The sequence below is a fragment of the Corynebacterium kalinowskii genome (genome assembly GCF_009734385.1).
Classification (GTDB): domain Bacteria; phylum Actinomycetota; class Actinomycetes; order Mycobacteriales; family Mycobacteriaceae; genus Corynebacterium; species Corynebacterium kalinowskii.
Genome location: NZ_CP046452.1, coordinates 2,081,975 through 2,105,653 on the forward strand (window position 1 = coordinate 2,081,975; position 23,679 = coordinate 2,105,653).

Below are 23,679 nucleotides of genomic sequence, written 5' to 3' on the forward strand. Positions count from 1 at the left end.
TTCCTGGGAACGATGTGGGACTTGGAACTTTCTCCAGACTCTCAACATTCGCAAATCCCCAGGACATCCCGTTTCCCCACTGTGTCAACCGTAGAATCACATCAAATCGGAAACAACACTACCCCCAGACAGGTGAGCGCAACTCACAGCAAAAGTGATGATCTAAAAGGGGGCACCGATGGCTCGAGATCCGGAGACTCGCTGCTGACCAATATCTGCCCCATTTCCGGCGCGAAGCCCAGCATCAAAAGCATCCGGTCGAAGTCCTCCCCGGGACCTAATCTCGTGTAGATGCAGGTTGTTCTGCGAAAGGTAAGCGACTTGGGCCAGGTAGGCCAGGTGGGCGTCGTCGATAAGCGCCAGTCCTTGTCCTGGAACAGCACTGACAGCCGTCTCTTCGGCATCGACGAGCCGCTGGCTGATGCGACAGATAAATCCCGACATGAAGGAACGACGTGCTTTCACAGTGCTCCACTCGTCGGTGATGCGACGCGCGCCACTGAGCATCGACAAGCGAAGCATCGAATACAGCATCTCCACGCGGTCGAGGTGCTTTGGCAGCCCAAACAGCGTCACTGAGTAGATCCGTGAGGGGCGGGGCCCAGTATTGAAACCGACACAGTGCAGCACCTCCCCCAGGCTGATGAGCAGCGACGCTTGCATACCGGAATAGCTGCCGTCGATTGCAAAGGTTCGCATCGTGACGCTTTCATCGTCGTGATCTAGCTCGCTCCGGTCGATCCCGTACTGTGCAATGAGCGCAAAGGCCTTGTCGTAGAACACGTCCCCCTCAGGTGTGCCCTGTTGATCTTCCGCCTGTGCCAGCAGTTTGCGAATTCGTTCTTTGATCTTCTCCATTTCTCCCCCTTGTTGTCGGTGCCAGTTAGATGTATCGCACCAACCTGCTGCTTGTCGACGCCCCTGCCGTGCAGCCTGTGGATAACTACCCATCTTCTGGATACTGTGGACAACTTTTATCCAGGCATGCAAAAAGCCCGCCCCAAAAGATGGGACGGGCTGCTTGCAATTCTAGCTCTTAGGCCTCGGTGACGGAGCCGCCAGCGGCTTCGATCTTTTCCTTGGCAGAGCCGGAGAACTTGGTTGCGGTGACGTTGAGCTTAACGCCCAGGTCGCCGTTGCCCAGGATCTTGACTGGCTGGTTCTTGCGAGCCAGGCCAGCTGCGACGATGTCAGCGATGGTGACGTCGCCACCCTGTGGGAAGGACTTCTCCAGATCCGAAACGTTTACCACCTGGAAAACGACGCGGTTAGGGTTCTTGAAGCCCTTCAGCTTTGGCAGACGCATCTGCAGTGGCATCTGGCCACCTTCGAATGCAGCAGAAACCTGCTTGCGAGCCTTGGTACCCTTGGTACCGCGACCTGCAGTCTTACCCTTGGATGCTTCACCGCGACCAACGCGGGTCTTAGCCTTGTTTGAGCCCGGAGCCGGGCGCAAGTCGTGGAGCTTAATTGGTTCGCTCATTGTTTACCTACTCCCCCGCTACTTCTTCAACGACGACCATGTGACGAACCACGTTGATCAGACCGCGTACCTGAGCGTTGTCAGGACGTACGACGGACTGGTGGATCTTACGAAGGCCGAGAGTCTGCAGCGAGTCCTTCTGGTTCTGCTTGGCACCAACGATGCCCTTAACCTGAGTAATCTTGAGGGCCATTGTTTAAGCCTCCTGTGCTGCTGCTGCGCGAGCGCGCAGGATACGTGCTGGGGTGACCTCTTCGACGGTCTTGCCACGGCGGGCTGCGACCTCTTCAGGGCGAACCAGCTGCTTCAGCGCATCAACGGTTGCGTGCACAACGTTGATGGCGTTGTCAGAGCCGAGGGACTTGGACAGAACGTCCTGAACGCCTGCACATTCCAGAACTGGACGTGCTGCGCCACCAGCGATGACACCGGTACCAGGAGCTGCTGGGCGGAGCATAACTACGCCTGCTGCAGCTTCACCCTGTACAGGGTGGGTGATGGTGCCGGCAACCATTGGAACGCGGAAGAAGTTCTTACGAGCCTCTTCTGCACCCTTCTGGATTGCTGCTGGAACTTCCTTGGCCTTGCCGTAGCCAACGCCGACCATGCCCTGGCCGTCGCCAACGATGACGAGAGCGGTGAAGCTGAAGCGACGACCACCCTTAACGACCTTGGACACGCGGTTGATGGTTACAACGCGCTCGATGTACTGGGAACGCTCGTCCTGCTGCTGGTTGCGGCGATCATCACGATCACGGCCGCGACCGCGGCGCTCGTTGCGCTCGTTGCTGTTGTTGTTGCTGTTGTTCTCGTCGGCGGAGCGTCCGCCGTTACGCCGTTCACGTCCCGGCATTACGCGATCCTTCCGTTGATGTTCATGGTTGCAGTGATCATTAGAACTTCAGACCACCTTCACGTGCAGCGTCAGCCAGAGCGGCGACGCGACCGTGGTACTGGTAGCCACCGCGGTCAAAGACCACAGCTTCGATACCAGCAGCCTTGGCGCGCTCAGCGATGAGCTTGCCAACCTCGGCGCCACGAGCCTTCTTGTCACCCTCGAATGCGCGGATTGCGTCTTCCATGGTGGAAGCAGCAGCCAGCGTACGACCAGCGAGGTCGTCGATGATCTGAACGTGCATGTGGCGAGAAGTGCGGTGCACGACGAGACGTGGAGTCTCGGCGGTGCCACGCAGGTTCTTGCGGATGCGGAAGTGACGACGAGCGCGAGCCTGACGACGACGAGTAGAGATGTCCTTGCCAACTGGCAGGCGCTTGTTTGCAGTAGTTTCGTTGCTCATTACTTACCCGTCTTTCCGACCTTGCGGCGGACCTGCTCACCCTCGTAGCGAATGCCCTTACCCTTGTATGGGTCATCCTTACGCAAACGACGGATAATAGCAGCGATCTGTCCAACCTTCTGCTTGTCAATACCCTCGATCGAAAGCTTCGTGTTGCCATCAACAGCGAACTTGATGCCTTCAGGAGCTTCGATCAGAACTGGGTGGGAGTAGCCCAGGGCGAACTCGAGGTTCTTGCCCTTAAGCTGTACACGGTAGCCAACACCGAAGATTTCCATCTTGATGGTGTAGCCCTTGGTCACGCCTTCAACCAGGTTGTTCACCAGGGAGCGGGACAGACCGTGCAGAGCGCGGTTCTTGCGGTTGTCATCAGGACGGGATACGACGATCTGGCCGTCCTCAACTGCAACGGTGATCGGTGCTGGAACATCGAGAGCCAGGGTGCCCTTAGGGCCCTTGACCTCAACGTGCTGACCATCGATCTTGGTCTCAACGCCGGATGGGATGGCGATAGGGTTCTTACCAATACGCGACATGTGTCAATCCTCCCTTACCAGACGTAGGCGAGAACTTCTCCGCCTACACCCTTCTCGGTAGCCTGACGATCGGTCAGGAGGCCCTGGGACGTGGAAATAATAGCCACGCCCAGACCACCCAAAACCTCGGGCAGGTTGTCGGCCTTGGCGTAAACGCGCAGGCCCGGCTTGGACACGCGACGAACGCCAGCGATGGAACGCTCACGGGCAGGACCGTACTTGAGGTCGAGCTTGAGGGTCTTGCCGACCTTCTCATCAGAAACGGCGTAATCGGAGATGTAGCCTTCCTGCTTGAGGATCTCGGCAATGTTTGCCTTCAGCTTGGAAGACGGCATGGACACGGAGTCGTGGTACGCATGGTTAGCGTTGCGCACGCGCGACAGCATGTCCGCAATAGGGTCAGTCATGGTCATAGGTGACCTAGAACCTTTCTCGTTGCGGTTCCCTTACCCACCCGGCGTTATCAACTAACTAGTCGGCCACTGCCGCTCACCTAGCTCAATAGTTAGGGAGCTCGCTGCCTTGAAATTTGTTGGACGCATTGGGCGGGGGGCCTACAACAAAGTAGGGGAAATGTACTTGTGGTACTTGAAGATCGTCTAGTTTTGGCATGCCAAAGAGCAACGATTTAAGTCCAACGCGCAACACTACCGCATAGCACGGACGTTTCCCAAATCCCCTTATCGGGGTGAGACACGCGCTTGTCGACGCCCACAAGCACCGGCTTTACGCTTGCAGTTAGCCCATCGCTGTCACACCGACCAACAGCGCCGTCACCGTGATAATCGGAATCACCACGGTCACCACGGCAACGTCCTTGTAGGACTGCTTGTGGGTCATACCGCAGACGAGAAGCATGGTGAGCACCGCTCCGTTGTGTGGAAGAGAGTCGAAGCTGACCGAAGCCATTGCCATGATGCGGTGCATCGATTCCATCGAGATGCCCTGTTCGGTTGCCATTCGCGCCAAATCCGCACCAAAGGTTTCCAGTGTCATGGACAGGCCGCCAGCTGAAGATCCAGTGATACCAGCGATGACGCCGGTCGAGACAACGCCCACGATGAGGGCGTTGTCCGCTACGGAGAATACGCCGTCGCGAAGCACTGCGAACGCAGCCAGCGAGCCGATCACCGCACCGTAACCCACCTCGCTGGCTGTGGTGAATACTGGCAAGATGGCGGACTTAGCGCCGTCGCCGAGTCCCTCAATGAAGACGCCGAACAGTCCAGGGCGCATGAGGAAGATCACGAGGATCGCAGTGGCCAGCGCGACCGTCACCGACCACGTGCCTAGCACTGAGTCGAGCTTGACCGCACCGAATTTCTTGTCTGCAAGGTAAGAGAAATCGAGTTGCTTGGAGATGAAGTAGATAAAGGCGTAGTTCATAACCACCACCACTGCGATCGGGATGAAGCCCAACAGACCGCGCACCGCCACGTTGCCCGGACCGCGGTGAACTGGCACCTCAGAATGGCCACCTTCGGCGTCTTCCAGCTCCTTCAGTGCAGCAGCGGCATCAACCGAACCACCGGACGGATCATAGAATTCCCCGGCGCGATGCAGCGACTTCACTCGGTACTCCAGCCACAGCATTCCCAAGACGAGCATGATGGCGGCTCCGGTCAAGCCCAGCACCGGCGCAGCATAAGAAGTAGTGCCGAAGTACTTGGTCGGAATCACATTGTGCACCTGCGGGCTACCGGGCAGCGCTGCGATGGCGAAGGTAATGGTGCCGAAGGCGATGGCCGCAGGCATGAGACGCTTGGGAATGCCTGCTTCCTGGAACAGCGCCGTCGCAATAGGAACGATGGTGAACGCCACTACCCACGCACTCACACCACCATAAGTAAGGAGAGCGGTGGCCAGCACAGTGGAGGCCATCGCGCGCTTGGGCCCAAATGCCTTAGAGATTCCCTGCGCGAGGTCATGGGCCAAGCCGGAAACCGTCATGAGTCGGCCAAAGATCGCGCCGGTCAAGAACAGCGGGAAGTAATTAGTTATGAATTTGCCCAACGCAGGCATAAAGATCTGCGTGTACGTAGCTAACAGTGGCGCACCGGACATAGCGGTAGCCAACAACGCCGCGATGGGTGCAGCGATCACCACAGAATGGCCCCGATATGCCAAGACAATGAGTACGATGAGCGACAAGAAGATGCCAATCATAGGGATAACCATGAAAAGCTCCGATTCCACGAATGAGGGGTGGTTATGAACGAACAGCGAAATGTGACTTCGAATGAGCGTCGACAGGCAGCGAACCCGCCGTCGGAGACAAAGACACGAATTTTGGAGTGCTCGCGCAAGCTATTCAGCGAGCGCACTTTTGCCCAGGTGTCCTTGAAAGAGATCGCGGAAGCGGCTGGCGTGAGCGCGCCGCTGATCATCAAGCACTTCCAAAGCAAAGAGAATTTGTTTAAGCAGACCGTGGATTTCTCCACCAGCGCTGCTGCCCTTTTCAAAGGGCCATTTGAGGAGCTGGGGCGCACATCGATTACTGAAACCCTGTCCGCCCCGACCACCGCGCACTACTCGATCATCCGAACGATGACGGTGACCGACGGGTCAGATACGTCCCTGAGCGCGATCGGAGAGGCCGTCAAGCGCGACATTTTGTCGGTGCTTGAGCAGCGCATCCAGGAGGAAGCTCCGTTTCCAGATCCCGAACCACAGCTGCGAGCACAAGCTGCGATGGCTTTGCTCACTGGACTATCGCTCATGCGCCGGGTGGGAGACACCGATTTTCAGGAGTTCCCACCCGACGCACTCGCGGACTACTACGCCGAGCTAGTCCAGCAGATTCTTAACGGTCACGCACCTGCTCAATAACATAGGAGCAGTCTTTGTCCCCGAAGCCGGCATCCACCGTCTCCTGGTAGAACGCGCAGGCTGCCTGGCCGAGCACCGCGGAGGTGCCGGTTTCTTCCAGAGCTGCCTTGGCCAGATTCAGGTCTTTGTTCATGAGTGCTGAGGCAAAGCCTGGCTTGAAATCGTTGTTTGCAGGCGAGGTCGGAACCGGCCCCGGAACTGGGCAGTTCGTGGTGAGTGCCCAGCTCGCGCCGGTGGAGTTGGACACTACGTCGAAGAATGCCTGTGGATCGAGGCCGAGACGCTCGCCGAGCACCATGGCCTCTGCAATCGCGATCTGGTGCACACCCAGGATCATGTTGTTACAGATCTTTACCGCCTGACCTGCACCGACATCGCCACAGCGGGTAGCTACGCGGCCCATGACGTCGAAAAGCGGGCGAGCCTCGCCGAAAACTTCTTCGTCGCCGCCGACCATGAAGGCCAGAGTGCCGGCATCGGCACCGGTGATACCACCAGAGACCGGCGCGTCGAGGAAGCGGTGCCCCTCAGCCTGTACTTTCTCGGCGGCAGCGCGGGCGTCGGCGACTGCGATGGTGGAGCTGTCAATGAAGAGCGTGCCCTTGCTTGCCGACGGCAGGACCTCGGTCAACACGGCGTCGACGAGCTTGCCGTTCGGGAGCATCGTGATGACAACTTGTGCGCCTGCTACGGCTTGAGCTGCGGATTCGAGAACCTCAATGCCGTTCGCTCGCGCCTTTTCCTGCGCCTGCGGGACAACGTCAAAGCCACGGACGGTGTGGCCAGCCTTGACGAGGTTGGCGGCCATTGGGCCACCCATATTGCCGAGGCCGATAAATGCGATGGTGGTCATGTTGAATCCTTCCTAGTCCATCTGTGGCATGGAGAAGTCAGCGCCGGTGGCAGCGCCGGACGGCCAGCGGGAGGTTACGGTCTTGGTCTTGGTGTAGAAGCGGAAGGAATCTGGTCCGTGCTGGTTCAGGTCACCGAAGCCAGAGGCCTTCCAGCCACCAAAGGTGTGGTACGCGATTGGCACTGGGATCGGGACGTTGATGCCGACCATGCCGACCTGAACGCGCTCAGCGAACTCGCGGGCTGCGGCGCCGTTGCGGGTGAAGATCGCGACACCATTGCCGTAGACGTGCTCATTAGGCAGCTTGATGGCGTCTTCGAAGGTTTCGGCGCGGACGATGGTGAGCACTGGGCCGAAGATTTCCTCGGTGTAGATGGACATCTCCGGGGTGACGTGGTCGAACAGGGTTGGCTGGATGAAGTAGCCACCCTCAAGGGACTCGCCGTCGAATTCAGCGTCGGTAGCGCCCTTGCCGCGACCGTCGATGACCAGTTCAGCGCCGGATTCTGCGCCCTCGCCGATGAGCGTGTTGATGCGGTCCAGAGCGGACTGGGCTACCACTGGGCCATAGGAGGCCTTCGGGTCAAGTGAGTGTCCGACCTTGAGCTCTGGGATGCGCTCTTCGAGCTTCTTGCGCAGCTCGTTGGCGGTCTCCTCGCCCACTGGAACAGCAACGGAGATGGCCATGCAACGCTCGCCAGCAGAGCCATAAGCGGCACCGATGAGGGCGTCCACGACTTGGTCCATGTCTGCATCTGGGAGAATCAGTGCGTGGTTCTTAGCGCCACCGAAGCACTGCGCACGCTTGCCGGTTGCGGCGCAGCGCTCGTAGATGTACTTCGCGATCGGGGTGGATCCCACGAAGCCGACTGCGCGGATCACGTCGGAGTCCAGGATGGCGTCCACGGCAGTCTTGTCGCCGTGAACCACGTTGAAGACGCCAGCTGGACCGCCGGCCTCGATGAACAGTTCTGCGAGGCGAACTGGAACAGATGGGTCACGCTCGGATGGCTTGAGCACGAAGGCGTTGCCACAAGCCAGGGCTGGGCCAGCCTTCCACAGTGGGATCATCGCTGGGAAGTTGAATGGGGTGATGCCAGCGACCACACCGAGTGGCTGGCGCATGGAGTAAACATCGATGCCGGTACCGGCAGCGGTGGTGTACTCACCCTTAAGCAGGTGCGGCGCCCCCAGGGAGAACTCGAGCACGTCGGTGCCACGCATGATGTCACCCTTGGCATCCTCGTGAGTCTTGCCGTGTTCGAGGGAAAGGGTGCGAGCGATCTCGTCGATGTTCTCGTTAATCAGCGCGATCCACTTCATGATGATGCGAATGCGCTTCTGCGGGTTGGTCTTCGCCCAACCCTTCTGAGCCTCCGCCGCATTGGCGATAACATCATTGACTTCTTCAGTGGTGGCCAGTGGCACGGAGCCCTGGACCTGGCCGGTGGATGGGTTCATTACGTCTGCGGTGCGCTCTGAGGAGCCTTCGACCTTCTTGCCGCCGATGAAGTGCGGAATGGTGTACGTCATGGTGTTCTCCTAACCTGGGAATGTGTCTTGCAACACACTATATGGAGATGCAAGTCACAAGGGAAGCGAAACTGTGATGGGGAACATCGTTTACCCCTAAGGGGCGGTTAATGAGGTTTTCCCAAACTGAGCCATAAAAAAGGACCACCGCCCCCATAAAGGAGAGGTGGTCGATGAGCGTCGAGAAGCTTTAGGCGTTCTTTGCCTTGAACTGACGGCGACGCAGGTGCAGGATCGGCTCGGTGTAGCCGGATGGGCTCTTCGCACCCAACAGGATCAGATCCTTAGCTGCCTGGAACGCGATGGACGCGTCATAGTCGGCAGCCATCGGCAGGTAGGTGACATCGCCAGCATTTTGCTTATCGACGACCACTGCCATGCGTTGCAAGGAATCAACGATCTGATCCTCAGTCACGATTCCGTGAACGAGCCAGTTGCAGAGCAGCTGGGAGGAAATACGCAGGGTAGCGCGGTCCTCCATGAGGTCGATGTCGTGGATATCTGGCACCTTGGAGCAACCAACACCCTGCTCAACCCAGCGAACTACGTAGCCGAGGATGGACTGGCAGTTGTTATCCAGTTCTTCCTTCTTTTCCGCGTCACTCCAATTGGTGTCTGGGGCGACTGGGACAGTCAGCAGCTCGGAGAAGTTCTCGCGACGTCCGCCGCGACCCAGCTGCTCCTGAACGTCAGTGACGAAAACCTCGTGGTAGTGGGTGGCGTGGAGGGTGGCGCCGGTTGGGGATGGGACCCATGCGGTGTTGGCACCCTCGCGTGGCTGACCACCCTTGGTCGCCAGCATCTCGGCCATGAGCTCGGTCATTGCCCACATACCCTTGCCGATCTGGGCCTTACCCGGCAGAGAGTTGGCGATACCGGCATCGACATTGTTGTCTTCGTAGGCCATCTTCCAAGCAGCCTTTTGCAGGTCAGCCTTGCGAACCATGGCTCCGGCCTGCATGGAGGTGTGAATCTCGTCGCCGGTGCGGTCCAGGAAGCCAGTGTTGATGAACACGAGGCGGTCCGCAACTTCCTGAATACAGGCGTCGAGGTTGACGGAGGTGCGACGCTCTTCGTCCATAACGCCAACCTTCAGCGTGAACTCTGGCAGGTCAAGCAGGCGCTCAACAGCACCGAAGAGCTCATTGGTGAAGGCAACTTCGTCTGGACCGTGCTGCTTTGGCTTCACGATGTAGATGGAACCAGTACGGGAATTACGGAACTGATTGCGCTTTTCCATGCCAGGGATCGCAGCGGCGGAGGTGATGATGGCATCCATGATGCCTTCGAAGATCTCTTCCCCATCGATGAGGATCGCTGGATTGGTCATCAGGTGGCCGACGTTGCGCACCAGATTCAGGGAACGACCGTGCAGGCGGATCTCCACCCCATTGCGACCAGTGAAGATGCGGTCTTTGTGCATCGTGCGCAGGAAGGTCTCAGAACCCTTGGTGACCTCTTCAGAAAGCTCACCAGTGTTTAGACCGAGCCAGTTGCGGTAGCCCTGAACCTTATCTTCTGCATCAACGGCAGCAACGGAGTCTTCGAAGTCCATGATGGTGGTGACAGCAGACTCGAGGATGATATCCTTCAGTCCCACCTTGTCAGTGGAACCAATCGGAGACATTGGATCCAGCGCCAAGATGATGTGCAGGCCGTTATTGCGCAGCAGGATCTCTTCCGGGTGATCGAGTGTGCCACGGAAGCCGCGGTAAGCCTTCGGATCCTGCAAGCGGTATTCGTCGCCGTTAGCCTTTGCGACGAACTCGCCGCTCATGATCTTGTACTTCTCAACATCCTTGTGGGAAATGCCCTCAAGCGGAATCGCGCGGTCCAGGAAATCACGGCCCCAAGCGATTACCTTGTCGCCACGAACCTTGTTGTAGCCGGCAGTCTTCTCTGCGCCCCCTTCGTCAGAGATGGCGTTGGTGCCGTAAAGAGCGTCGTAAAGCGAGCCCCAGCGCGCGTTAGCAGCGTTAATAGCAAAGCGAGCATTGAGGACTGGAACCACGAGCTGCGGGCCTGCAATGGAAGCGATTTCTTCGTCGACATTCGCGGTGCGGATAGGCATTGGCGCTGGACGATCGACCAAGTAACCGATTTCGCGGAGGAACTGCTCGTGTGCCTTCGGATCAGGCTGGCCTGGGTTCTCGCGGTAGAACTGGTCCATCTTGGACTGCAGCTCGTCGCGACGGGCAAGCAGTTCCTTATTCCGTGGAGTGAAATCGCGCACGATGCGGCCGAAGCCGCTCCAGAAGTGGTCGGCATCCTTGCCAACGAAAGGCAGGATTTCAGCATTGACAAAGTCGTAGAGCACGCGGGCGACATTCATGCCACCGACTTCGACGCGCTCGGTGTGTGGTTCTTGGAACTGGATGTTCAGTGGTGCGCTCATGGCTCTCCTCCGGGTCGGTTTGGCTCATCACAAACTTTGCGAACCGCTTCACAGGGCGTTGCAGAGTGTCTCAGTGAGGTAGTGCCCAATCTAGGTGACGGCGATCACAAAGTTAAGGCCTTGAGGAAAAATACCCCCGCCTACATTCTCTCAAAAGCTGCAAATGTGTCCCAGTTCACCAGTTTTCCCCTTCCGCCCGTTTGTTCAACAGTGTTCAATCCATCCAGGTAGCGGAACTTCTGAGACATGGATCACATCAACTTTGTCAATACAGAGATTTGCAAAATTAACAAAAGGGGCCATCACCCCCAAGCAAAGGTTAACCCCTCAAACTCGTTGACGGCGAGAGCTAAATCACACATGCTGTGAGTCATGTCGCAGAACACAGCTACTCCAAGCGACAAACGTTCACCGCCATTATTCGCACTCTAAGGAGCACCACAATGAGCAACGTTGGCAAGCCACGTACCGCCGCCGAGATCCAGCAGGATTGGGACACCAACCCACGCTGGGAAGGCATCACCCGCGACTACACCGCCGAGCAGGTCGCTGAACTCCAGGGCAACGTCGTCGAAGAGCACACCCTCGCACGCCGCGGCGCAGAGATCCTGTGGGAAAAGGTTAGCCGCAAGGATGACTCCTACATCAACGCACTCGGCGCACTGACCGGTAACCAGGCTGTCCAGCAGGTTCGCGCTGGTCTGCAGGCTGTGTACCTCTCCGGTTGGCAGGTTGCAGGTGACGCCAACCTCTCCGGTCACACCTACCCGGACCAGTCCCTGTACCCAGCCAACTCCGTCCCTAACGTTGTTCGCCGCATCAACAATGCACTGCTGCGTGCCGACGAGATCGCCCGCGCTGAGGGCGACACCACCGTTGAAGACTGGCTCGTTCCAATCGTTGCAGACGGCGAGGCCGGCTTCGGCGGCGCGCTGAACGTCTACGAACTTCAGAAGGCAATGATCGCTGCTGGCGCCGCCGGCACCCACTGGGAAGACCAGCTCGCTTCCGAAAAGAAGTGTGGCCACCTCGGCGGCAAGGTTCTGATCCCGACCCAGCAGCACATCCGTACCCTGAACGCTGCGCGCCTGGCAGCTGACGTCGCTAACACCCCTACCGTCGTCATCGCCCGCACCGACGCTGAGGCGGCTACCCTCATCACCTCTGACGTCGACGAGCGCGACCGCCCATTCATCACCGGCGAGCGCACCGCAGAAGGCTTCTACAAGATTCAGAACGGCATCGAGCCATGTATCGCACGTGCGAAGTCGTACGCACCATACGCAGACATGATCTGGATGGAAACCGGTACCCCAGACCTCGAGCTAGCTAAGAAGTTCGCTGAGGCCGTCAAGTCCGAGTACCCAGACCAGCTCCTGTCTTACAACTGCTCCCCATCCTTCAACTGGTCCAAGCACCTCGACGATGCCACCATCGCTAAGTTCCAGCGCGAACTCGGCGCCATGGGCTTCAAGTTCCAGTTCATCACCCTGGCCGGCTTCCACGCCCTCAACTACGGCATGTTCGACCTGGCTCACGGCTACGCACGCAACGGCATGACTTCCTTCGTTGACCTGCAGAACCGCGAGTTCAAGGCTGCCGAAGAGCGCGGCTTCACCGCCGTCAAGCACCAGCGTGAAGTTGGCGCAGGCTACTTCGACCAGATCGCAACCACCGTGGACCCTAACACCTCCACCGCAGCCCTGAAGGGCTCCACCGAGGAAGAGCAGTTCCACTAATTCTTCACAATGCCAGTGCGGGGAGTTTCCATTTTGGAAACTCCCCGCACTGCTTCTATGAGCCCGCTAGTTCCCGAGCACCTTCCGGAGTAATTGCGGCAATCTTCGACGCGGTCGCAATACCGTCAGTGCGTTCCGGTTTCCAATCTGGTTCGATTCTTGCTGCAACAGCTGCTGCAGCAAGACCACTCACTCGCCCACCCGACGTTGGGGCTTTAGACTTGCCCCCACCTCGAGATGTTGCGGCTTGAATCAACCGGCCAGTGAGAACTGGGCTCGCTACCTGCAACTTTGCGACAGCCCGATTAACTACACTTCGAAAAATCATCAGCGCTTCCTATCCCAGATTGTGTAACTGCAGAACTTCACGGGCCACAGGAGCCGCGGCCACACGGTCTTTCTCTACCAACCCAACGCGGGTACGTCGGTCTAGGATATCGCCTTCGGTCAGTGCCCCCTCATGAGTTACTGCATACTCGAACTCTGCGCGCGTAATGTCCAAACCCGCAACCTTTGCCAACGGCTGCGAAAGTGTTGCCGCTTCAACCACGGTCGGAGCTTCATAGCCATAACGTTCAACCAGGGACTGTGGCAACCCATGCAGCTGTTCTGGCCGCACGTCCCGGAATTCACGGTGCGCACGAGCTCCTACATAAGGGAAGTTTCTAGTGACACATCCTGATGCCGGCAGATTTCGGCGAGAAAGCACCTCATCCACAATCTCTTCCGCCATCAATCGGAACTCTGTGTATTTACCGCCGACGATGGAGATCAGGCCGTTGTCTGCTTCAATAGTCGAGTGTCGGCGAGACACATCTGCGGTCCCAGCATTCCCGCCTTGGTCGATGAGTGGACGCAGACCAGTGAATGCACCAATGACATCCTTACGGCTGATCTTCTTATCCAAGGCACGATTAATATTCTCAATGATGAACTGAATGTCCTCTTCAGGCGTCGGTGGAACATCCGGGATCTCACCGGGGGTTTCCTCATCAGTCAAACCGATAAACACACGGCCCAATTGCTCTGGCAAAATGAACAGGTACCGCGAGAAAGAGCCAGGTAGTGGTACGGTCAGCGCGCCAGTGGGGTTACCGAACAGCTCGGAATCAAGAATAATATGCGTGCCTCTCGACGGCCGGATCTTAATATCCTTATCCAAACCGCCCGCCCACACACCGGTTGCGTTCACCACGCACTTTGCCTTGACCGTCATGCTCTTACCACTGAGAGTGTCGGTCAAGGTGACAACCTCGCCAGTGGCGGAGTCCACTGCCGTGTAGGTCAGTATTCGAGCGCCCTCACCAGCGGCAGTACGCGCGACTGCCGTGACAATTCGAGCATCGTCCACCATTTGCCCATCGAAGTTGACCCAAGATCCGACCAGCTTCTCACGAGATGCCGTGGGGACCAGCTCGAGAGTGCGTTGTTTATTGGCGAAACGAGAGCGCGGCAGTGTTTTACTCGAAGTCCTCGCAGCAATTCGCAGCATGTCGCCCGCTAGGTACCCCATGCGAATGAGTGCCTTTTGCACGATGTTCGTGTCTGCTCCGAGGATGGTTACCTGTGGCAGTTTGTGGATTAGATGGGGCGCATTGACTTCCATCAAGATGCCTCGCTCACAGGCGGAGTGGTAGGCAATCCCTACCTCCAATTTCGCAAGGTACCTCAAACCGCCGTGCGCCAGCTTGGAGGAAAAGCGTGAGGTACCAAAACCGAGATCGTGCTTTTCTAGCAGCACCACATTCAAACCTCGAGTTACAGCATCCAACGCAACTCCTACGCCGGTGATGCCACCGCCAATGACAATCATGTCGATGTCTTCAGGATCGGACTGTAGGTATTCGATGTCCTGTGCTCGTCGCCTAGCGTTGAGTGCAGTACCGAATTCGGATCGTTGGGTAGTCATGAGAGCAAATAACCTTTCAGTAGTGCGGAAAGCTCAGCTTCCCATGGGTGAGCTTCTCCGTAGATGGGTTGCACTATGTGAGATGCCAGTGCAAATTGCTGAGCTGTGAGCAAAACTGTGACCGCCAGCTCGCGGGGACCGCGTTTTGTCATAGTGGGATCAATGCTTTGGATGTATTCGATCGATCTCTCAACGATCCCGATGATTCGGATCTGAGATTCGCCAAAGCGCTGAAAAAGATACGTGTGAATCAGTCCGGGATCATGCTCGATGAAGATCTTCAGCAGCTGATTTTCACTGGCTGCCTTCGTACAGTCGACAATGAACGTCACCAGATCTAGGCCTGTCGTTGGGATCGCTCGTGGTTGCCTCAAGAGTTGCAACAGTTCTCGAGTTACTACCTTGGTGATGATTCCGTCGACATTGCGATACCTGGCATAAAGTGAGGGGCGAGAAATTCCTGCTAAACGGGCAATCCCGGACATCGTGGTTTTGGAAATCCCGTGTGTAAGCACACTTTCCTTAGCCGCCGCCAAAATGGCAGCATCAATGTCCGTCTTTGAACGTACCCGCGTTGCACTCACGTCCCTATTATCAAACCGTTCTTTACAGATGCGCAATGGGTGTCAAGTTACACTTCGCTCGTCACTACAGAAAACAATCGACATCCCAGCAGGTCAAGAAGGTGTTCCGGCGCTTTACACCCAGAACCCCACCAGTTCCCTCAATTACACTTGCCAACAAACTGTAAACACCGTTGGTGCAGGAAGATCGCCGTTAGTTGGACAGATTCTCCAAATCTGTAAAGCGGAACCTATAGGAACGTCGATAAGCCAGCGGTAGTGTCAGGATCATGAACACACCATCTATGTCGATGCCTACCCCGCCCATGGCTTTTGGCCTGTGGGGAACGATGGAAGAGCGCAAACCTCTCTCGGACAGCATCAAGAATATGTTGAATTCAATCCTCGGTAGTGCGCAGCCGCGCCCAATTCCTGCGCTTGAAGATCTTAAGCTCAGCGAAGTCCGCCTAAGCGACACCGACCTCGACGCCCTCAAGAAGCTTGTCGGTTCCCAACATGTGTCCACAGACCGAGAGCAGCGCGTCCCACGTGCGCTCGGCAAATCCTACTTTGACCTTTTGGACACTCGTCTCGCTGATGTCATTTCCTGCCCCGACGCCGTGGTTACTCCAGCCACCGAGGACGAAGTGCTCAAGGTCCTACAATGGTGCACTGCGGAAAAGGTTGCCGTGGTGCCATTCGGTGGCGGAACTAGTGTGGTCGGTGGCGTCACGCCACTTGACGGTGGCTTGAGAGCGGTCATCAGCCTGGATCTTGCCCGGTTTGATGCTGTAGAGGATGTTGATCCGATCTCAGGTGAGGCCACTCTGGGCGCTGGAATGTCCGGCCCGCATGCAGAAATTGAACTGGCCAAGCACGGCCTGCAGCTCGGGCATTTTCCGCAATCTTTCCCATACGCCACCATTGGCGGGTTTGCGGCCACCCGTTCTTCCGGTCAAAACTCCGCAGGATACGGTCGCTTTGATGAGATGGTTCGCAGCATGACCGTGGTGACCCCACAAGGAATCATCGAGCCAGGTCACGCCGCTCCTTCCTCCGCCGCTGGACCTGACATGCGCGAGATTTTCCTAGGATCCGAAGGCACCTTCGGCATCATCACTCGAGTTCGTTGCAACGTTCACCCAATCCCGGAGACTAAAGCTTACGAAGCCTTCGTCTTCCCGAATTTCGACGCCGGTGTCAACGCCGTACGCATGGTCGAACAGACCGGCACTGGCCCTACTGTAATTCGGCTTTCCGACGAAGTTGAGTCCGCCACCAATTTGACGTCCACGGACTCCATCGGCACCAAAGAGGGCGCGGCTCCCAAGGGTTGCCTCTGCCTGACTATGTACGAAGGCTCACCGGATCACGTTGAGTCGCGCCATAAGGAGACTCGTGAATTGCTGCTCTCTCTTGGTGGCCAATCAATCGGCGAAGCCCCCGTACGCAAATGGGAAAAGGGCCGTTTTGGCTCCCCAGTCCTGCGCGACTCGCTCTTGGACGTTGGCGCACTGTGCGAGACCTTTGAGACGGCTACTGACTGGTCTAACGTTGCTCGGCTAAAGAAGCAGGTCACTGCTGCGCTGACTGATGAGCTGACGAAGTCGGGCACGATGTGCCTGGTTTTGTGTCATGTTTCCCATGTTTATGCCAACGGTTGCTCACTGTACTTCACAGTCGTTGCCACCCAAAACGATCAACCTCGTAAGCAGTGGGAAATTGCCAAGGTCCGCGTAATGAAGGCAATCGTGGACAATGGCGGCACGATCACGCACCACCATGCCATCGGAACAGATCATGTGTCCGCCATGCCACATGAGATTGGTGCGGTCGGTATTCAGCTCATGCAGGCGATAAAGAGCACTCTCGATCCTGCAGGCATTTTGAACCCTGGCAAGCTTGTGAGTTCGCAGGCCTAACGCCCATGCATATTGAACCGAAAGTTGAGTCGCGGGATATCTCCTATGTAGCCGTGCTCACCAATCCGAAAGCAGGAAAAGGGCGCGCCGCAGAAGCAAGCATCGCCGCCCGCAAACGATTCATCGATCTTGGCATTAATGTTGTCAGCCTCGAAGGCAGCTCACCCGAGGCATCTGCAGCGTTAGCTCGGGAGGCTTTGAAGAATCCAGGCGTCGATGCCTTGGTCGTGTGCGGTGGGGATGGACTGATCAATCTGGCGCTCCAGGCCCAAGCCAATTCCCGCACGCCATTGGGTATCATCCCGGCGGGCACCGGAAACGACCACGCCCGGGAGTATCACATCCCACTCGACCCAGAGCGTGCGGCAGATGTTATTGCTGAAGGCTTCTGCACCACCACTGACCTGATAAAAATGACAACTGACGATGGCTACGAAAGGTACTTTGGAACAATTGCCACACAAGGTTTTGATTCCCTAGTAACTAGACGCACCAATACCATCCGATGGCCTAAAGGTCCGGCTCGATACCTACTTAGCATTGGAATCGAACTGCTGAATCTTCGGCCAATCCCCTGCACAATCACACTGGATGACAGCAAAACCCTCACTGATCCAGTCGTGCTGTGCGCGGTGGGAAACACCAAATCCTACGGTGGCGGCATGAAGATCTGCCCACGGGCGCAGCATAACGACGGTGTCATCGACCTCACGGTTGTGCCATACATGCCCCGTCGGTCGTTGCTTACCAAAATGAAGATGCTGTATTCAGGGAGCCTGACCGAGAAGTCGGGAATCGCGCAATACCGAGCCAAGAAGATTCGAATCGATATCAAGCATATGCCGGTGTATGCGGATGGCGACTTGTTCCGCCATCTTCCGATCACATATGAGATTGCGCCTGATCAGGGTTTGTATCTAGTCCCTCATCCTTAGCAAGTTGCGCAACAAAAATAGCCCCTACCAGGGACGATTCTCAAATGAAACGTCCTAAGTAGGGGCTAAATTTTACCAGTAAAAACTAGTGCTCAGACTGGCCAGGCTTCTTGAATGGGAAGCCGAGCTCGCGGAGGAGCGCACGGCCTTCGTCATTGTTGGTAGCCGTGGTAACGACGGTGATGTCCATACCGCGTGGGCGGTCGACCTTGTCAACGTCGATTTCGTAGAACATGGTCTGCTCGTTCAGACCGAAGGTGTAGTTGCCGTGGCCGTCGAACTGCTGGTCGGACAAGCCGCGGAAGTCACGAATACGTGGGAGAGCGACAGTCAGGAGACGGTCAAGGAATTCCCACATACGGTCGCCACGCAGGGTAACGCGGGCACCGATTGGCATGCCTTCACGGAGCTTGAAGTTTGCGATGGACTTCTTCGCACGGCGAAGCTCTGGCTTCTGACCGGTGATTGCGGTGAGGTCCTCGAGTGCGCCGTTGATCAGCTTGGAGTCACGAGCAGCGTCGCCGACGCCCATGTTGACAACAACCTTGACGACGCCAGGGATCTGCATGACGTTGTCGAAAGAGAACTCTTCGTTCAGCTTCGTGCGGATCTCTTCGCGGTAACGGGTCTTGAGGCGAGGGGTGTAGTTTTCGCTCATTTTAGATGTCCTTCCCGTTCTTACGAGAAATACGGACGCGCTTGCCGTTCTCGTCTACACGGTAACCAACGCGAGTTGGGTTGCCCTCGGAGTCCAGAACCATCACGTTAGAAACGTTGATTGGAGCTTCCTGGGTTACGATGCCGCCGGACTCAGCGCCACGCTCAGGTGCGGAGTTGGCAACGTGCTTCTTGATGCGATTAACGCCCTCGACAATGACCTTGTTGGTCTTAGGGAAAGCCTCAATGACCTTGCCCTTAGCGCCCTTGTCTGGGCCGGAGATGACGAGTACGTTGTCGCCCTTATGGATCTTCATAAGTTAGATCACCTCCGGTGCGAGAGAAACGATCTTCATGAACTTCTTGTCACGAAGCTCACGAGCAACTGGGCCGAAAATACGGGTACCACGCGGCTCGTTGTCGTTCTTGATGATGACGGCGGCGTTTTCGTCGAAACGGATGTAGGAGCCGTCTGCACGACGGGTTTCCTTCTTCGCACGAACGATTACGGCCTTGACGATTTCGCCAGACTTGACGTTGCCGCCTGGGGTGGCTTCCTTGACAGTAGCGACGATGACGTCGCCAATGCCAGCAAAGCGTCGAGTAGAGCCACCGAGAACGCGGATGCACAGGATTTCACGTGCACCAGTGTTGTCGGCAACCTTCAGACGCGATTCTTGCTGAATCACTAGGGTCTCCTGACCTGGTTGAATCTTGATGTGCGCCGGATTTCCGTCCCGAACGCACGCGGTCGGTGTTGCAAAGGTAAAAGCATGAAAAAGAACCGGGCACATTCCTCAGCAATGAGCTGGGGTTATGTAACTCACGGGTTTTGCAACTGCAACAGCCTAACACGCAGGCTGAAGGCAACAAAATTCCATCTCTTTTGCACTCAAGCTTCTCTTTTTCATAGAAGTCAATAGACTAGGGGCCATGACTTCCTCCTTCGTCCAAGTTTCCTCCGTCAATGAGAAAGCCAATCGCTTTGACCACCCAAAGGTGGGTAAGCGTGAGACTTCCGCTGTAGGTCTACCCGGCGCCCTGTGGGGCCTTTCCTATGGTGTACAAGAACATGGTCTTGCTCCCCTATTGAAGATGAACCGTCCTGGTGGCGTTGACTGCCCGGGTTGTGCTTGGCCTGACCCTGCACAGCAAGATCACGGCGTGGTCGAGTTTTGCGAAAACGGCGCCAAGGCAATTGCCGAAGAAACCACCGGCCGTCGCGTTACTCCGGAGTTTTTCGCAGAGCACTCCATCATGGAACTGCGCGATAAGACCGACTACTGGCTGGGTCGCCAGGGTCGCCTTACTACCCCAATGTATTGCGAACAGGGCGATACTCATTACCGCCCGATCTCCTGGGATGAGGCTCTCGATCTCATCGCCGAAGAGCTGAAGACGCTGGAGAATCCGGACGACGCCATCTTCTACACCTCCGGACGCACCTCCAACGAGTCTGCCTACGTTTACCAGCTCCTCGCCCGCCGCCTGGGCACCAACAACCTGCCGGACTGCGCAAATATGTGCCACGACTCCACCGGTAAGGCCCTGGGCACCACGCTCGGCCTGGGCAAGGGTTCGGTTGTTATTGAAGACTTCTACAACACTGACCTCATCATCTCGATGGGTTCTAACCCGGGCACCAACCACCCTCGCATGTTGAAGGCGCTGGAGAACTGCAAGAAGAACGGCGGCAAGATCATCGCCGTGAACCCAATGCCAGAGGCTGGATTGATGGGCTTCAAGGACCCACAGACCCCACAGGGCCTGCTGGGCAAGGCAGCAAAGCTTGCCGACGTCTACCTGCAGATCCGACTCAACGGCGATATGGCTTTTATGCAGCTGCTCAACCGCGAGCTCATTCGCCGCGATGCCATCGACCACGTATTCCTGGAGAAGTTCTGCTCCAACGTTGATGAGACCATCGAGCATCTGAAGAACGTGGATGAAGAAGCCGCCCTGATGTCTTGTGGTCTCACTATGGCCGAGATCCTAAAGGTCGCAGACATGGTGGAAGAATCCGCTACTGCGATCGTTTCTTGGACCCTGGGTGTCACCCAGCACAAGAACGCGGTGGCAACGATCCGCGAGATGACCAACTTCCTGCTGCTTACCGGCAACATTGGCAAGCCGGGCGCAGGTACTGCACCACTGCGTGGCCACTCCAACGTCCAGGGCGACCGCACCATGGGCATCACCGAAGCACCTGCAGAGAAGTTCTCCGCAGCACTCGAGAGCCGCTTCGGTATCCAGGTTCCGCGTGAACATGGCTACTCCACGGTCGACGCCACCTTGGCCATGTGGGAGGGCCGCTCCAAGTTCTTCATGTCCATGGGCGGCAACTACGTCCGCGTGGTAAGCGACACTTCCCGTGCAGAGGCCGGCATGGAAAAGCACAACATGACCGTCCACCTGAACACCAAGCTCAACAACTCTCACCTGTGGCCAGGCAAGAAGTCCCTGATCCTCCCGGTATTGGCCAGGACAGACGTCGATATGCAGGCCTCCGGCCCTCAGTGCGTGACCGTGGAAGACTCCGCATCCTCCGTGCATGCCTCCATCGGTGAGCGCAAGGCAAACGCTGACCTGGGCCTCAAGTCCGAAATCTGGATCACTACCGAGCTGGGCAAGCGCATCTTCGGTGATGACTTCTGGCAGCCAATGCAGGACAACTACGACGTGATTCGTGATCACATCGAGGCAACCATCCCAGGCTTTACCGATTACAACCGCCGTATCAAGATTCCTGGCGGATTCATGCTGCCGAACGGTCCACGCGAGCGCGTCTTCAATCTCCCTGATGGCAAGGCTCACCTGTCCGTGAACAAGCTGGAGCCACTGGTACTGGAAGAGGGTCAACTGCTCCTCAACACGGTGCGTTCCCATGATCAGTACAACTCCACCATTTACGGTCTTCATGATCGTTACCGTGGCATCAAGGGCGGTCGCCGCGTGGTCTTCGTCAACCCTGAGGACTGCCGCGAGCGTGGCCTGAAGGATGGCGACCTGGTCGACATCGTGTCCGTGTGGAAGAACGAGGAGCGTCGCGCCCCTAACTTCCGCGTGGTTGAGTACTCCATCGCTAAGGACTGCGTGACCGCATACTTCCCGGAGGCCAACGTGCTCGTACCGGTGGATTCCTTCGCCGATGAGTCTCGTACCCCAGTGTCCAAGTCTGTCGTTGTTCGCCTCGAGCCTCTGGGCAAGCGCGCGGAAGACGTGGAGAAGGTCGACGTCAACGTCTAAATGGGAAGAATTACTCGCAGCGCCCGCGTCACTCGGATTGTCCGTGACGACGGGCGCCTTGCCCCTGATACCCGCGCCGATGCTCTCGCCGTGGAAGAACCCCTGGAGATTCGCGTCGACGGTCAATCACTGACCACCACGATGCGCACCCCAGGTCACGACTTCGAGCTAGTCACCGGGCTTTTGCACGCCGAAGGCCTCATCGCTGAAGCGTCCGACATCCTGACCATGCGCTACTGCGCGGGATCGGTCGGCCCCTACGGCGAGAACACCTACAACGTCATCGACGTGACCACCCGCGCGGGCCACATGCCGATCGAGTTCATCCGCAATGTCACCACCACCTCAGCGTGCGGCATTTGCGGGACGGCTTCGATCGAGCAGCTGATGAAGCGACAGCGCTACGAGATCTCGCCGGTCCGGCCGTCGGCAAGCTTGCTCATGTCGCTGCCAGCCGTGTTGCAGCAAGATCAGCACGCTTTTCGACGCACCGGAGGCATCCATGCGGCTGGCGCGTTCACCCTCACCGGTGAACCTCTCGTCGTGCGAGAAGATGTCGGCCGCCATAACGCCGCGGACAAGGTGATCGGCGCTCTGCTGCAAGAAGATAAGCTCCCGGCGCGTGAGCTACTTCTGGTGATGAGTTCACGAGCCTCGTTTGAGCTAGTACAGAAAGCCATTCTGGCTGGTTTCTCGGGCTTGGTGGCGGTATCCGCCGCGACCTCGCTTGCAGTGGACCTGGCAAAGGAGTCCGGGCTGCTACTGACCGGGTTTACTAGAGAAAACAGAATGAACGTCTATTCCGGAGAGGTTGAGACCGATGAAGCTTGATGAGTTTTTGGCGCAGGTGTCCGAGGAGCTTGGCACCGACCCAGCACTGATTGGGGAGGTGCGCGATGACTTGCTGGACCTCACCCGCGACATTGCGCATAATGCAATTCGTCCGGCGGCTCCCCTGTCTGCCTTCCTGGTAGGGCTTTCTGTCGGTTCCGGGGCATCTGCTGCAGAGATTCGCGAACAGATCGCTAAGGTCACTGCGCTGGTGGAGAAACAAGCGTAATGACCCGGACGCTGCTGGCTGTAGGCGTTGCCATCCAGGCATTAGCCCTTGCAAGCATCAAAATCGACACTCCACTGAGCTGGCAAGCCGGCTGGATCGCGCTGAGCCTTGCTTCATTACTCGGCATCGGGTTCGTGGTGGTTGCAGCGGTCACCGCCAAACAGCGACCAGCGTTCCGCACGTTCGCGTTTCTGGGAAGTGCTGCCGGCGCTGTGGGTTGGGCCAGCTGGCTCCTTGTCGCCCTAACATCCGAGCAGGGCGACCCGGTCATCAACATCACCGGCCTGCTGTGTATTGTCGGCTACGCGCTGACATTTGGCGCCGTGGTTGTCGGATTTATGCCGGCCAAGTGGGCTAGATCGAAGTCTCACTACACGTGGGCGTGGGTGTTTGCGCTGATCATTGCAGCGTTCCAGGCAGCGACATACCTGCATTATGTCTTCGGATCCGACGAATACAGCGACGGCTGGTTCTTCGCCACAATCACCTTGCCATTCGCTATTGGTGTAGCTCAGATCGCGCTTGCCGTGCGCGCCCAAACCGAGTCCATCGCTCGCCCGATGTCGATCGCCTCGGGAATCGTATTGGTAATCGGCTCCTTGATGTTCAGCTCAATGGCAGCCTGGTTGTCAATTGGTCTATCAGTCGCCGCCACCATCACAGAATTGCAGCAATCTGGGGCTTCCACCAACGTGGAATAAGAAAGTTCTGAAACAATGGA

Annotated in this window: 24 protein-coding genes; 8 read left to right on the top strand and 16 right to left on the bottom strand. The window is 57.3% G+C overall.

The window, feature by feature from the left end:
• Nucleotides 1-162: 162 nt before the first annotated feature.
• The 8 genes from CKALI_RS09900 to CKALI_RS09935 form a co-directional block, all read right to left on the bottom strand.
• Nucleotides 163-858, bottom strand: a complete 696-nt coding sequence (locus CKALI_RS09900; RefSeq protein WP_197079684.1) for a DUF2786 domain-containing protein — start codon at nt 856-858, stop codon at nt 163-165.
• Nucleotides 859-1,036: 178 nt separating this feature from the next.
• On the bottom strand, nt 1,037-1,483 hold the full coding sequence (rplO, locus tag CKALI_RS09905; RefSeq protein ID WP_156193196.1) for a 50S ribosomal protein L15: 447 nt from the start codon (nt 1,481-1,483) through the stop codon (nt 1,037-1,039).
• Between the two features lie 7 nt (nt 1,484-1,490).
• Nucleotides 1,491-1,676, bottom strand: a complete 186-nt coding sequence (gene rpmD, locus CKALI_RS09910; RefSeq protein ID WP_156193197.1) for a 50S ribosomal protein L30 — start codon at nt 1,674-1,676, stop codon at nt 1,491-1,493.
• A 3-nt stretch (nt 1,677-1,679) separates the two neighbouring features.
• A complete protein-coding gene (gene rpsE / locus CKALI_RS09915; protein ID WP_156193198.1) occupies nt 1,680-2,336 on the bottom strand; it encodes a 30S ribosomal protein S5 in 657 nt (218 codons plus the stop codon).
• A 40-nt stretch (nt 2,337-2,376) separates the two neighbouring features.
• Nucleotides 2,377-2,781 (bottom strand): 50S ribosomal protein L18, encoded by a 405-nt coding sequence (gene rplR / locus CKALI_RS09920; RefSeq protein ID WP_156193199.1) that lies wholly within the window; start codon nt 2,779-2,781, stop codon nt 2,377-2,379.
• Nucleotides 2,781-3,317 (bottom strand): 50S ribosomal protein L6, encoded by a 537-nt coding sequence (gene rplF, locus CKALI_RS09925; protein WP_156193200.1) that lies wholly within the window; start codon nt 3,315-3,317, stop codon nt 2,781-2,783. Before rplF ends, rplR begins: the two co-directional genes overlap by 1 nt.
• Nucleotides 3,318-3,331: 14 nt before the next feature.
• On the bottom strand, nt 3,332-3,730 hold the full coding sequence (gene rpsH, locus CKALI_RS09930; RefSeq protein WP_156193201.1) for a 30S ribosomal protein S8: 399 nt from the start codon (nt 3,728-3,730) through the stop codon (nt 3,332-3,334).
• 325 nt (nt 3,731-4,055) lie between these two features.
• Nucleotides 4,056-5,495 (bottom strand): GntP family permease, encoded by a 1,440-nt coding sequence (locus CKALI_RS09935; protein WP_156193202.1) that lies wholly within the window; start codon nt 5,493-5,495, stop codon nt 4,056-4,058.
• A gap of 33 nt (nt 5,496-5,528) precedes the next feature.
• On the opposite strand from CKALI_RS09935, the gene CKALI_RS09940 reads away from it, so the two are divergent.
• Nucleotides 5,529-6,146, top strand: a complete 618-nt coding sequence (locus tag CKALI_RS09940) for a TetR/AcrR family transcriptional regulator (protein WP_156193203.1) — start codon at nt 5,529-5,531, stop codon at nt 6,144-6,146.
• Here CKALI_RS09940 and mmsB read toward each other — a convergent pair.
• The 3 genes from mmsB to glcB form a co-directional block, all read right to left on the bottom strand.
• Entirely contained in the window at nt 6,121-6,999 is an 879-nt protein-coding gene (mmsB, locus tag CKALI_RS09945; protein ID WP_156193204.1) for a 3-hydroxyisobutyrate dehydrogenase, read from the bottom strand. The two genes, CKALI_RS09940 and mmsB, sit on opposite strands and share 26 nt — an antisense overlap.
• A gap of 12 nt (nt 7,000-7,011) precedes the next feature.
• On the bottom strand, nt 7,012-8,532 hold the full coding sequence (locus tag CKALI_RS09950; protein ID WP_156193205.1) for a CoA-acylating methylmalonate-semialdehyde dehydrogenase: 1,521 nt from the start codon (nt 8,530-8,532) through the stop codon (nt 7,012-7,014).
• Nucleotides 8,533-8,722: 190 nt separating this feature from the next.
• Nucleotides 8,723-10,927 (bottom strand): malate synthase G, encoded by a 2,205-nt coding sequence (glcB, locus tag CKALI_RS09955; RefSeq protein WP_156193206.1) that lies wholly within the window; start codon nt 10,925-10,927, stop codon nt 8,723-8,725.
• A gap of 443 nt (nt 10,928-11,370) precedes the next feature.
• Between glcB and aceA the strand changes: the two genes are divergently transcribed.
• Nucleotides 11,371-12,666: an isocitrate lyase gene (aceA, locus tag CKALI_RS09960; RefSeq protein ID WP_156193207.1), complete on the top strand. Its 1,296-nt coding sequence runs from the start codon at nt 11,371-11,373 to the stop codon at nt 12,664-12,666.
• A 337-nt stretch (nt 12,667-13,003) separates the two neighbouring features.
• Here aceA and CKALI_RS09965 read toward each other — a convergent pair whose 3' ends face one another.
• Both CKALI_RS09965 and CKALI_RS09970 read right to left on the bottom strand, forming a co-directional pair.
• Complete coding sequence (locus CKALI_RS09965; protein ID WP_156193208.1) at nt 13,004-14,575, bottom strand: glycerol-3-phosphate dehydrogenase/oxidase; 1,572 nt, start codon at nt 14,573-14,575, stop codon at nt 13,004-13,006.
• Entirely contained in the window at nt 14,572-15,159 is a 588-nt protein-coding gene (locus CKALI_RS09970; RefSeq protein WP_197079685.1) for a TetR/AcrR family transcriptional regulator, read from the bottom strand. Before CKALI_RS09970 ends, CKALI_RS09965 begins: the two co-directional genes overlap by 4 nt.
• A gap of 269 nt (nt 15,160-15,428) precedes the next feature.
• On the opposite strand from CKALI_RS09970, the gene CKALI_RS09975 reads away from it, so the two are divergent.
• The gene (locus tag CKALI_RS09975) at nt 15,429-17,060 is read left to right on the top strand and encodes an FAD-binding oxidoreductase (RefSeq protein ID WP_231580458.1); all 1,632 of its coding nucleotides are present in this window, start codon (nt 15,429-15,431) and stop codon (nt 17,058-17,060) included.
• A 5-nt stretch (nt 17,061-17,065) separates the two neighbouring features.
• Nucleotides 17,066-17,995, top strand: a complete 930-nt coding sequence (locus tag CKALI_RS09980) for a diacylglycerol kinase (RefSeq protein WP_156193210.1) — start codon at nt 17,066-17,068, stop codon at nt 17,993-17,995.
• Between the two features lie 85 nt (nt 17,996-18,080).
• On the opposite strand, the gene rplE is transcribed toward CKALI_RS09980, so the two are convergent.
• The 3 genes from rplE to rplN are packed head-to-tail and all read right to left on the bottom strand — an operon-like array spanning nt 18,081 to nt 19,341.
• Nucleotides 18,081-18,653 (bottom strand): 50S ribosomal protein L5, encoded by a 573-nt coding sequence (gene rplE, locus CKALI_RS09985; RefSeq protein WP_156193211.1) that lies wholly within the window; start codon nt 18,651-18,653, stop codon nt 18,081-18,083.
• A gap of 1 nt (nt 18,654) precedes the next feature.
• The gene (gene rplX / locus CKALI_RS09990; protein ID WP_156193212.1) at nt 18,655-18,969 is read right to left on the bottom strand and encodes a 50S ribosomal protein L24; all 315 of its coding nucleotides are present in this window, start codon (nt 18,967-18,969) and stop codon (nt 18,655-18,657) included.
• 3 nt (nt 18,970-18,972) lie between these two features.
• Complete coding sequence (gene rplN, locus CKALI_RS09995) at nt 18,973-19,341, bottom strand: 50S ribosomal protein L14 (RefSeq protein WP_156193213.1); 369 nt, start codon at nt 19,339-19,341, stop codon at nt 18,973-18,975.
• Nucleotides 19,342-19,585: 244 nt separating this feature from the next.
• On the opposite strand from rplN, the gene CKALI_RS10000 reads away from it, so the two are divergent.
• Genes CKALI_RS10000 through CKALI_RS10015 form a run of 4 tightly spaced genes read left to right on the top strand, consistent with a single transcriptional unit; the run spans nt 19,586 to nt 23,659 of the window.
• On the top strand, nt 19,586-21,898 hold the full coding sequence (locus CKALI_RS10000) for an FdhF/YdeP family oxidoreductase (RefSeq protein ID WP_156193214.1): 2,313 nt from the start codon (nt 19,586-19,588) through the stop codon (nt 21,896-21,898).
• Nucleotides 21,899-22,729, top strand: a complete 831-nt coding sequence (fdhD, locus tag CKALI_RS10005; RefSeq protein WP_156193215.1) for a formate dehydrogenase accessory sulfurtransferase FdhD — start codon at nt 21,899-21,901, stop codon at nt 22,727-22,729.
• Nucleotides 22,719-22,958: a DUF6457 domain-containing protein gene (locus CKALI_RS10010; protein ID WP_156193216.1), complete on the top strand. Its 240-nt coding sequence runs from the start codon at nt 22,719-22,721 to the stop codon at nt 22,956-22,958. Before fdhD ends, CKALI_RS10010 begins: the two co-directional genes overlap by 11 nt.
• Nucleotides 22,958-23,659 (top strand): hypothetical protein, encoded by a 702-nt coding sequence (locus CKALI_RS10015; RefSeq protein ID WP_156193217.1) that lies wholly within the window; start codon nt 22,958-22,960, stop codon nt 23,657-23,659. Before CKALI_RS10010 ends, CKALI_RS10015 begins: the two co-directional genes overlap by 1 nt.
• Nucleotides 23,660-23,679: the final 20 nt, after the last annotated feature.